Consider the following 10,067-nt stretch of genomic DNA (forward strand, 5'->3'; position numbering starts at 1 on the left):
TCCCAGCGCCAACATCCCAGCCGAAACATCCCAGCCTAGAACCGCTATCGACCTGCTGACGAGTGGTGACGGTGGAGACCCGATGGTGGCGTTGGCCGGTGGTGACAACAAACTCAAGTTCCGAAGGTTTCCTTCTCTTTGAGAAGAGGATATCTGTGACGCAATCACTTTCTTGTTGAAGCTATTTCGCTTTGTTCCCAAAGAGATGCAACGATTGCTGGAGAGCAGAATGCATATTAGAACGTCCGGTGTCGCGAAGATCCGCCATAAAACAACCGGAGTACTCTACGGCATTCCAGAAGATAGAATTGACTGGGAGAGCACTGGAGGCCTTGAGCGCGGCATGGGGCCAGAGACGCAGTGGGTTGGGACAGTTCATCATGATGAACTAGGAACTTTAGAGTGGCACCTTTGGGAGTATCCAATGGGTTCAGAAAGCCGCCGTTTTACTGAACTAAATGGCCATGAGCTAGAAGAAAACTACAGTATCAACCTGGAACATGACGAAGAAGAGCCCGAGATCACGTTCGGCTTTGACGCCGATGCGAATACCGGTTCGGCAGAATCTGCTGAAAGGATGAAGCAGTGGTTCTTTCGGAATTACGAAGACCCGGCGAACTCTCTCCCTTACATAACAGCAGAGGGCGGGTATCAGTGGGTTACAGGAGGGCCTTACACCTCCTTAGAAGCTCTTGAGAGTGAGTTTGGTCGGGAGTTTTCCTTTGATTTCATTGAAATGGTCGCCGACGACATCGAAGAGGAAACTGGCGTGCTCGACTGGGCTCCGATTCCAGGACCGGACTTTTATGACGATGGATCGGATGAAACCGTAACGGAAGAGACCGAAGAAGAAATACTAAGTCAACGGCTGCCACTCGTCGAGGAGCTAGTATCGAACTCAGATACTGGTGTTTTCAGCTTGCACCCGCAGGCTATTGCAAAGCCTGATCTTTATAGTGCCACATTGGGGCAAATAGCAGACGCAATTGAGGATGTTCTAGCCAAAGAGTCAAATGGTCTGAATGAAAACTCACTCGCTATACGTAGGCTGCAGAGAACTCTAGAGCGCTATGCCAACGATCCTCAGCGCGTAGAGATGGAGTTGACGACAGTTCATGCCAGCCTGACATCTCAAATAGCGTCAGGTGAGTTGCCCCCTTCTGATGAGAATGAGGCTTTGCTTTCCGCTTTGCGCACCGGAGCCTTGGGTATTCGAGCTGCCGATCCGCTGGTGGCGGAAAATCGAAAGATCTTGCAAGAGCAAGAAATGCGGGAGCTTTCATCAGAAGCAAGCGAAGCAATCGCCGAAGTTGCCCCAAGCTTGGACCTCATCACTGAAGGTGTTCTAAAAGAGCAATTACAGGAGGATATTCGGGCTCTCAGGCAAGAGATAGACTCAGGAGCCCCTCCCTTGCCCGGAGTAACTAGGTCTGACGCCATCATTCAGAAGCGCGACGAAGCAACACGTGTTTTTGGAAGAACAGCCCGGATCCTCATAGCATTGCGCAAGGCCCCAGAAATTGTTCACAAGCTGGAGCGAAACGCAGGTGTCAAAGCTGTCAGTCTGCTAGCCGGGCTGGCCTCTCTAGTTTCGCTTGGGTTACAATTGTTTATGTAGGGTCAATCTGGAGATCTGTATGCGTTAAGCATCAATGTTTCTCCCAACGCCCACGGCCAAAGGCTCCCGGTGACTGCATTCGTCCAGTGTCAGGATCGTAGACGCATAGACGGGTGTTTCTGGATTTGCTGCTCGAGCTATCTTTCCAAGTCACGTCCACCACGATGTGCCCATTCTTCTGCCAGCTATCGCTAGCCCGAGCTCTCAGTTGAGGGTTTCCGCTGTTGAACTCCCTATTGATCCAAGTAGCACATTGCGACCGCACTTGAATGGTTAGGTAAGCAAGATCCGTCTCTTCTCGTTTCATGGCTTCAAGGTAGACCCAAACACCAAAGCAGCCCACGACTAGAACCGCGAGCGCTCCCCACACCTTCCAACTAACTTTCTTCAGATCTGGCTTTGGATTAGCTCCCACACCATCAGCCGCAACTTTCAGTGACTTGCTTTCCCTCGCAGCTGCGCCTCTCACTCCGGACCGGTTTTTCTCATACAGCCAGCCGACCAACCCAATTAGGGTCAGGGTTGCGATAGATACGCCCGCAGCTTCGACCAGTAATGTCATTGGCTGCAGAACCACATACCAGAACCAAGCTACGCCCCCGATAGCCCCAGCCAAGAACAGTCCTCTAAAAGTGCTTTCCATGAGCTTCCTCGTTCAATGATGGATGAGCCGAAAACCTGCCCAGTTTCCCGCCTTTTAGCGCCGCGTAGTTTTGAAGCGCCCAGCAAATGAGACTCATAGTCTGTAGACTATAAGTCTACAAGACTGCTCTCTCCGAGCATGGCAATACGCAGGCTAGTCGGACGAAATCTGAAGCGTTTCAGGGAGGAAGCGGGGTTCTCGCAGGAGGCGCTGGCCTTTGAGTGTGGCCTGCACCGGACCTATGTCAGCGGTGTCGAGCGAGGCGTTCGGAATCCAACTATCGTGGTATTGGAAAAACTTGCGGAACCTCTTGGTGTCCCTGCTTGGAGACTTTTGGTTCCCGATGCGGAGCAACCCGGACAAGAATAACTAGTGGAAACCGTGAGACGAACCTAGCATCATCCACCCTATGCGCGAATGTTCGCATCAGCCAATCATACGTGGATTGCAAGCTCCAATCGAACTAGTCTCCTGCTCAGCCTATTCCAACGAGGACCAAAATGCAGGATGTAATCCCTCGCGCAACGCGTGAAGAAGCGATCCAATACCTTAACCAATATGTTGCTGCAAAAAAGACCGATTACGCGGTAATGATCGACGGTCCTTGGGGATCAGGAAAAACCAACTTCGTTATCGAGGCGTACCTTAAGCCCCGACGCGCCGCTGCGAAGGACAAGGGGTGCGACGAAACGGCGGATTACTGGTACGCTAGCCTTGCATCAGCAGTAAACCCAAATGACATCTACGAGCAGTTCTTCGTATCTCAGTATGGAGAAACAACCAAGTGGGGTGCAGAGATCGCATCCCGCCTCGCTGCGTACTACTCCAAGAAAACGGCAGGGACGAAGGAGGACGCCGAAAAGGTCAAGCGAGCGATGCTAAACCCTAGAGGTAAAGTTCTCGTCTTCGACGACCTCGAACGATCAGTCATGCCAGTGCTACAGGTACTTGCGCTCGCGCACTCCTTTGCTGCCGACGGGCATAAGGTCATCGTGATCGCTCACGATGACGAAATCGCCAAGGTAAAAGAGGATGAGCGGAACGAGTACCTTCGGCAAAAGGAAAAATTTGTAGGGAAGACTGTCCGAGTAGGATCAGAGCCCGAAGACCTGCTTCCAACATTAATCGATCGAATGTCATGCGCGTTAGCACAAGAAAGTGTCCGGCGGGCAAAAACAACGTTACTCGAAGTGTTCCATGCATCGGGTCGTCTGAACTTGCGCAGTTTTCGGCAGGGGATCGAGGATTTTGATTACCTCACTACCCACATTGAAAAAGAGTTGCACGGCAAAGAGGAAGCTGCTGACGCCTTGCTCCTGTTTCTTCTTGCTATCGAGATCGAGTACCGTGCAGGCAAGGATGGCCTTACTTTCGAAGATGTACGCAATCTTGGAAGGGAATGCTGGACGGCAATCCTGAGTAGGACCCCAAGCGAAACAGCGGCACGCCTGAAATCAACCTACCCTATGGTTCGATGGGAGGATCCGGTGGTCCACCCGGAACACATCGCAGTCTTGATGAAATCCGGAACCGTCTCGACTGCTGAAGTGGTAAAGCATGTTCGGTCGCACCCATTGATTGCGCCAAGAAATCACATCCCTGCTTGGCGGCGGCTATGGAACTGGTCCGCTTTGACGCGAAGCGATTATACTGCTGCGCGAGCCGAACTCATAAACCAACTGAGCAACCATACAATTTGCCACCCTGGTGAACTTCTTCACGTCATCGGCGTGGTGATTAGACTAAGAGAATTCGGCGACGATCTGCTCGACGGAGCGGAGCTTATTGATTTTTTCAAAGCCTACTTGCAACAAGTCGTCGACGCTCGAACACTAATTCCAGATATGACCACCTTCGGCTTAAGTTCTGGTTCATATCACGGCCTAATGTACTTGGCGAAGGACGAGTTAGAGTTCTGCACCATACGCGACAACGTCCGGGAAGCAGTCGAACAGGCCAGAGATGTCGAGATGCGTGATCTAGCACCAAGGCTAATGGCTGAAATTTCCGCGGACCAGATGAATGCACTTAAGATCTGCAACTATGGTGGAAAAGGCGAAGGTTTTCAGAACGTGCCTTTTCTTCATCATATTGACCCTGGAGAGTTCGCAAGTCTTCTTGTTGACGAGGGTGCGCCACGAGAAACTGTGATGAGTGCATTAATTAAACGGTACGAGATGGATAAGCACCAAAAGGTGCTGGCTGCAGAGCATGACTGGCTTGCCGATATGGAACATGCATTTGGAAAGATCGCAAAGGTGGAAGGTCCGCCCTATAGCCGACTGCTCGAGTTTCGCAAAGAATGGATGCGGTGCGAGTTCGACAAACATCTCGAACGAAAAAGCGACGGCGCCCAAGGTAGTGCATAGCTCACTCCATCGCTTATTCAACTACAGTCGAGTTGACTCAAGGCATGCAATACTAGCATGAAAAAAGTAAAGTGGATGCCCCGGCTAGCACGAAGCCAGCCGGGGTTTCTCTATGGTATCTTTCGGGTCAGCACGTATTCCGCCAGCCACCGCCAGTAGTCTTCAGCGCTAGCGAAGCCCTGAGACCGAGCTGCCAGATCTTCAGCCTTCCTACGAGAAAGACCGCCATCGTATTCAGCGATAGCGGCCCTCTCCTCGAACTCCTCGATGTTGGGAATGCTCATTCCAGCACCGGAAGCCGTATCTGGTCGATGATGGACCGCTTCTGCTCGTCACTGATGCCTGCCGAGTAGATGCCGTAGGTGATCCCGTTCTCCGATCGAGCAGTCTTATGACCCACCAGAGAAGCGGTGAAGTGCTCCGGCACGCCTGTCCGCTCGCATTGGGTGATGAACCACTTCCTTGTAGAGTGAAACACCAGCTTTGGACGCTCCAGCTTCAACCGCTTTCTGACATCCGCAAACAGCTTGGAAATGCGATCAACGGTCAAGTCAGGGAATAGCGGGCCGAACTTGGGCAGGTCCGTGAACAGTTCCTCCAGCACCGGGTGGACCGGAACCAACCGCTCCGCCGCATCCGTCTTGAGCAAGCGCAACTCATTTGGTCTGACCCACGCGAAGGTTCCAAGATTTCCTTTCACCACGAGGTCCTCCCGAAGCAAGCCAGCAGCTTCCCCAGAACGCATCCCCGTCAGCAAGCAAGTCAGCATCACCGGATACAGGTCGCGGTCACGATCCAACAGTAGCCGACGCACCTCCTCGTCGGTTGGCACGGCATAAGGCTGAGGGCGGATCTTCCGGTCAAACCGAACGGTTCTGAAGGGGTTGGCATCCAGGTCTCCCTCATAAACACACCAGTCGAGGAAGTGGTTCACCTGCGACCAGATACGCTTCTGAGTTCTGACCGAAATCCGAGCCGTTCCGTTGGCAGAGAAAGCGAGCAGAGCATCCAAGCCCAAGCCTCTCGTCGTCGCTGACTTGCCGATCAGCGGGGAAAGCTTGGCGATTGCTCCAAGGAACTCCCGGCCATCGTCCCGCCCCAGACTGCAGAGAGACCGCTCACCATACTTGCTAGCGAACAGCTCCACCGAATACCGCACCGACTTGTATCCGCCGTAGCGGAGCTGGTTGCTCCGTTTCTTCAGATAAAGCTCCGCACGGTCACCGGTTGGTATCTTCTCCTTCTCGATCAATGGATTGAAATCCGGACGATCTAGAACAGTACCCGAGGCTGCCAGAGACGTTCGCAGTCGGTCGAGAGCGGTCTCCGGCTTTACCGCCCATGCAGGAGTACCAGCAGCGCTCTCTGGTTGACTAAGTGCCTCCTCGGAACGGGACCGAACTTCAGCTACCAGGCTTTCATAGCGAGCATTCAACTCAGCAGTCCGGACCCGAGCAGTAGCGGCATCTCGCGTCTTCAGAGATTGTTTTAGTACTTTCTGACCGAGAGCCAGAGCTACGTCTTTCGGGAAATGGCGTCGATAGAGCCACGTGTGACCCTTCAAGTACGCATACTTGATCTGAGCAGACATGTGTCTCCTCCTTCTAATTTTGAGTTTAGGAAGAATGGGCCTTAGTCGCCCTCGTAGACCCTCAGGATCAGGTCGAAGTCCGGCTCGCCGTATTCGCCTTCCAGTGGTCCGTTCAGTGAGTAGCCGCCCACGCAGTCGTCGAAGACTTCGGTGATGCGGAACAGGTGCTCCGGCCAGTCTTCAGATGCGCGGATGACCACGATGTCGTCGACCTTCAGTTCGTCCATCAGTCGATCCTGGCGAACAGGACGATGATGATCTTGCCGATGACGATTTCGCCACTGCTGGACCGTCTGGCCTTTATCGGCTTGGTCGCCAGCAGGTACTTCGCAAGTATATGAGACAGCATGATGAACCTCCGTAGTTGCTATCGATTTAGATACGGAGGGACTCTCGGTTTTTGAGGCTCGGGTTGAGAGCAGCCCGAGGCATGAATCAATGATACTCTGGTTGCCGTTCAAGTGGAGTCTCAGAAGTCTCGCATCAGAGTTGATTTTCTCTTGAAACAATCAGATCTAAATTGCAAAAGAGAGCAGTGCGGGCGGAGCGCACAGCGCTAGTTCTCATAGCAAGGACTACCATTAGAGCACGGGCTTGCCCAGCTTAGCTACTTCTGGCGGAAGTCAGGAATCCAAACCTAGAAATCATTACGCCCGCACACATTTTGGGAGACAAGTTTGAGTTCAAAGCCCTCTGAAGCGCAGCCTGACCCGCTAGGTAACATTTGGATCACTAGCAGAACTAGGATGGTTTCGCATGCGCGCTACGAGTTCTACGATTTGCTGTCACACTTTGTGCTAACCGCATACTCCGTGATGCTTCTTGGTTTTTCAGTGTTTAATCCACACATGGCTAGCACAAATATTGGACCTTATACTTCAGAAGTGGCGATTGTTCTTTCTCTGTGCGTTTTGGCTGCCTCCTTGGTAGTATGGGGCCTTGGATTTGGTAAGATCGCAGCCAAGCACAGATCCTGCTATCTTGAACTGCACAAACTCTATGATGCCCAGATCGAGAACAGCGAGAAGCTGAGGCACTATCACGAAATTCTCGAGCGTTTCCCAAATCACTCTGGGTTTGACCAAGAGCGAATGCTGTTTCGAAAAATCGTTTTGACTGGAGGAGAAGTTCGCAACACTGAAGGGCGGGTGAGCTTTGGAAAACTGAGAACGCTGAAGTACTGCTGGTCAGTAGCGCTGCGCTGGATAGCATTCCTGCTTTTGCTCTTAGCACCGATCATTTTCATGGGGATACTCTATGTCTTTGGATGAGGCGTTGCAGCCCTTTGACCACTTCTTTTCGCCTTCCTATTTGGAACAAGTGTTCAAAGATCGCCTTCAGGAGGCAAAGTTTTCAGGCCTAGACGGGATCTCTGCGTCGGCGTTCGAAGCCAGCCTTGACTCGGAACTTGATATTATCAGCCGCAAAGTTCTGAACGGAACCTACCGTTTTACACGCTACAAAGAAAAGTTAATCCTAAAGTCTGCCCTAAAGACGCCTAGGCAGATTTCGGTTCCAACAATTAGAGATGCTCTGACCGTCAGAGCACTTTGCGACTACCTTACCCAAAAGTTCCCAGATCGAAGGATGAGACCCCCGCACGACTGCACTAAGCGGGTCTATCTGGCGACTCGGCGAGCGGCTGCCAGTGACTTTTTTCTGCGGATGGACGTTCAAAATTTCTATCCATCAATCAACCACACTGTTCTGATGGAAGTGCTGGGCAGGCGAATAATGAGTTCCCCTGCCACCTCGTTGATTGAGAAAGCAATCTCCAACCCCACAGGGTTCGATCAGCACTCTTGCCTGCCGGTCGGGGTGCCTCAAGGGCTGAGTATCTCGAACATTCTCTCTATGATCTATATGACTGATTTTGACCGAGAGTTTGAAGCCAGATACCAATACTTCAGATACGTGGATGACATCTTGGTGCTATGCAAAGAAGTTGACGTATACAAGATTCATGACGAACTGTCGGGCTACTTAAGCTCTCACTTGAAGCTTTCGTCACATCCCCTAGAGAAGGCACCCTCTAGCAAGACCATGATAGCTCCAATCACCAAGGGTACGGAGTACCTTGGTTACCATGTGTCGAGTGGTGAGTTAAAAATAAGGAAAGCTTCCTACAAGAAGATGTTCCAAGCTATTGCAGGCTGCCTCAGGACGCTGCGAGGAAGCGCGACAGTGGAACAAGTCCTCTGGCGCCTAAACTTGATCATCACAGGATGTAGGTTCGAAAATAGATCGGTAGGCTGGGTCTTCTTCTTCCGCCAAGCGACTGCGATGAGCCAGTTCCATCGTATGGATGTATTCGTGAAGCAGCAGTTGTGCCACTACGGGCTTGAGGACAGAATTCCGTCTGTCAGGAGCTTTGTGAAGACCTATCGTGAGTCTCGGTATAATCGAGATAAGACGAGCTACATCCCGGACTTTGATCACTATACACTTGCTGACAAGATCAACACCGTGTCTCTGCTGGTTGGCACTCCGGCGGACAAACTTGCCCAACTAGAACGGGCCGAAATTGATCGAAGGTACTGGGCAATAGTGAAGCGTCAGGTTGCCAAACTTGAACGGGAAACCATCGATTTTGGTACTAGTGGCGGTAGTTAGAAGCCTATCGAAGGGGTTTCCCGGTTTGAATGGCATCGCCCTATGAATTACACTTGTGCTCCATCGAAAGTATCAAAGCTTGTCTAAACAATCTTCCTACCGATCCCGAGTTGCGAGAGCTTTTGCGTTTGAAGATCTTGTCGCAGAAATTTTCAAACAGCTTGGCTATAAAGTTCGGCAAGATGTCCGGTTTGGCCGCCGGGAAGTAGATTTAGTTGTTGAAAGTAGGGGCAAAAAAATACCAGTCGAAGTGTCAGCCTTAAGCGGCAAGGCGACTATGAACAGGATAACGGCTAGCGCGAATAGGCTCTTGGACCTTGTGGTTGAATACTCCGACTTTGAACGCCCGATCATTGTGGTCGGAGCGGAGTTGTCGCAAGCGGCGAAAGAGTGGACTGCTGCCCAAAACAAAGTTCATGTTTGGGATTTGACAGATCTTCATAGCAAGGTGGGCGCCGCCCCCCAGCTTCAGAAGCGACTTCAGAAGTTCTCAGACGATGCTTTGGAAGATAGGGTGCAGAAAGGTGATCTCGACAACTCTCTAAAGAAGAAATTATCTGAGCACATAGCTGACCAAAGCACCCTATCGCCGCAAGAGTATGAGCGCTTCTGCATGTCAGTTATGAAGGAGCTTTTCGCCCCTCATTTGTACGGCTTTAAGAAACAAGCCCAGACATCTGATGGCGGCAATCGGTACGACTTCATTTGCCGGATTCTTCCGGGAAACGAGTTCTGGGATAGTCTTCGACAAGACTTCAGAACGAAGGCAATCCTCTTTGAGTGCAAGAACTACTCTAAAAAGATAGGTCCAGACCAAGTTTACTCAACTGAGCGGTATCTTTTTTCTGGGGCGCTTCGCACAGTTTGCCTCCTCATTTCTCGCCTTGGGCCAGACCCCAGCGCCATCCGCGCGGCACAAGGTGCTATGAGAGAGACGGGAAAGCTAATTATTCTTCTTTCCAATCAAGATTTGATCGACATGCTGGACTTGCGGTCTCAGGAAGGAGCAGTCGAGGACTTCCTTGACGAGCGCATTTGGGACTTCATTGTTAGCCTTCCGCGCTAAGGGTGACACAAATTCCAATCCCTTGGAGCTTTAGGAAGAGTGCGGTGGGAGAAGTACTAACCCACACTCCGGCCAACGCCACCATCGGGTCTCCACCGTCACCACTCGTCAGCAGGTCGATAGCGGTTCTAGGCTGGGATGTTTCGGCTGGGATGTTGGCGCTGGGA

10 protein-coding genes are annotated in these 10,067 nt (G+C 51.7%); 6 read left to right on the plus strand and 4 right to left on the minus strand.

Features of this window, described 5'->3' with window-relative positions; translation table 11 throughout:
• The first annotated feature begins 172 nt into the window (after positions 1-172).
• A complete protein-coding gene (locus LHL23_RS23065) occupies positions 173-1,618 on the plus strand; it encodes a hypothetical protein (RefSeq protein ID WP_226431702.1) in 1,446 nt (481 codons plus the stop codon).
• 31 nt (positions 1,619-1,649) lie between these two features.
• Here the strand turns inward: LHL23_RS23065 and LHL23_RS23070 are convergent, their stop codons facing one another.
• Positions 1,650-2,261, minus strand: coding sequence for a hypothetical protein (locus LHL23_RS23070; RefSeq protein ID WP_226431703.1), 612 nt, complete (start codon positions 2,259-2,261; stop codon positions 1,650-1,652).
• A gap of 138 nt (positions 2,262-2,399) precedes the next feature.
• Here LHL23_RS23070 and LHL23_RS23075 point away from each other — a divergent pair, with 138 nt between their 5' ends.
• Together LHL23_RS23075 and LHL23_RS23080 are read left to right on the plus strand one after the other, a co-directional pair.
• Entirely contained in the window at positions 2,400-2,630 is a 231-nt protein-coding gene (locus tag LHL23_RS23075) for a helix-turn-helix domain-containing protein (protein ID WP_226431704.1), read from the plus strand.
• Positions 2,631-2,761: 131 nt separating this feature from the next.
• Positions 2,762-4,630 carry a P-loop NTPase fold protein gene (locus tag LHL23_RS23080; protein WP_226431705.1) on the plus strand — a complete coding sequence of 623 codons (1,869 nt, stop codon included), beginning with the start codon at positions 2,762-2,764 and terminating at the stop codon, positions 4,628-4,630.
• Positions 4,631-4,910: 280 nt separating this feature from the next.
• Here the strand turns inward: LHL23_RS23080 and LHL23_RS23085 are convergent, their stop codons facing one another.
• From LHL23_RS23085 to LHL23_RS23530, 3 genes are read right to left on the minus strand one after another with little or no spacing between them, the layout of a single operon-like run.
• Positions 4,911-6,221, minus strand: a complete 1,311-nt coding sequence (locus LHL23_RS23085; RefSeq protein ID WP_226431706.1) for a DUF6538 domain-containing protein — start codon at positions 6,219-6,221, stop codon at positions 4,911-4,913.
• A 41-nt stretch (positions 6,222-6,262) separates the two neighbouring features.
• Entirely contained in the window at positions 6,263-6,448 is a 186-nt protein-coding gene (locus LHL23_RS23090) for a hypothetical protein (RefSeq protein WP_226431707.1), read from the minus strand.
• Complete coding sequence (locus tag LHL23_RS23530) at positions 6,448-6,570, minus strand: hypothetical protein (RefSeq protein ID WP_264181317.1); 123 nt, start codon at positions 6,568-6,570, stop codon at positions 6,448-6,450. Before LHL23_RS23530 ends, LHL23_RS23090 begins: the two co-directional genes overlap by 1 nt.
• A 328-nt stretch (positions 6,571-6,898) precedes the next feature.
• Between LHL23_RS23530 and LHL23_RS23095 the strand changes: the two genes are divergently transcribed.
• The 3 genes from LHL23_RS23095 to LHL23_RS23105 all read left to right on the plus strand — a co-directional run bounded on the left by LHL23_RS23095 (position 6,899) and on the right by LHL23_RS23105 (position 9,900).
• Positions 6,899-7,492 carry an SLATT domain-containing protein gene (locus tag LHL23_RS23095; RefSeq protein WP_226431708.1) on the plus strand — a complete coding sequence of 198 codons (594 nt, stop codon included), beginning with the start codon at positions 6,899-6,901 and terminating at the stop codon, positions 7,490-7,492.
• Entirely contained in the window at positions 7,479-8,834 is a 1,356-nt protein-coding gene (locus LHL23_RS23100) for an RNA-directed DNA polymerase (protein WP_226431709.1), read from the plus strand. Before LHL23_RS23095 ends, LHL23_RS23100 begins: the two co-directional genes overlap by 14 nt.
• A 79-nt stretch (positions 8,835-8,913) precedes the next feature.
• Complete coding sequence (locus LHL23_RS23105) at positions 8,914-9,900, plus strand: restriction endonuclease (protein ID WP_226431710.1); 987 nt, start codon at positions 8,914-8,916, stop codon at positions 9,898-9,900.
• The last annotated feature ends 167 nt before the right edge of the window (positions 9,901-10,067 follow it).

The organism is Leisingera sp. McT4-56, from assembly GCF_020514995.1.
Taxonomy (GTDB): domain Bacteria; phylum Pseudomonadota; class Alphaproteobacteria; order Rhodobacterales; family Rhodobacteraceae; genus Leisingera; species Leisingera aquaemixtae_A.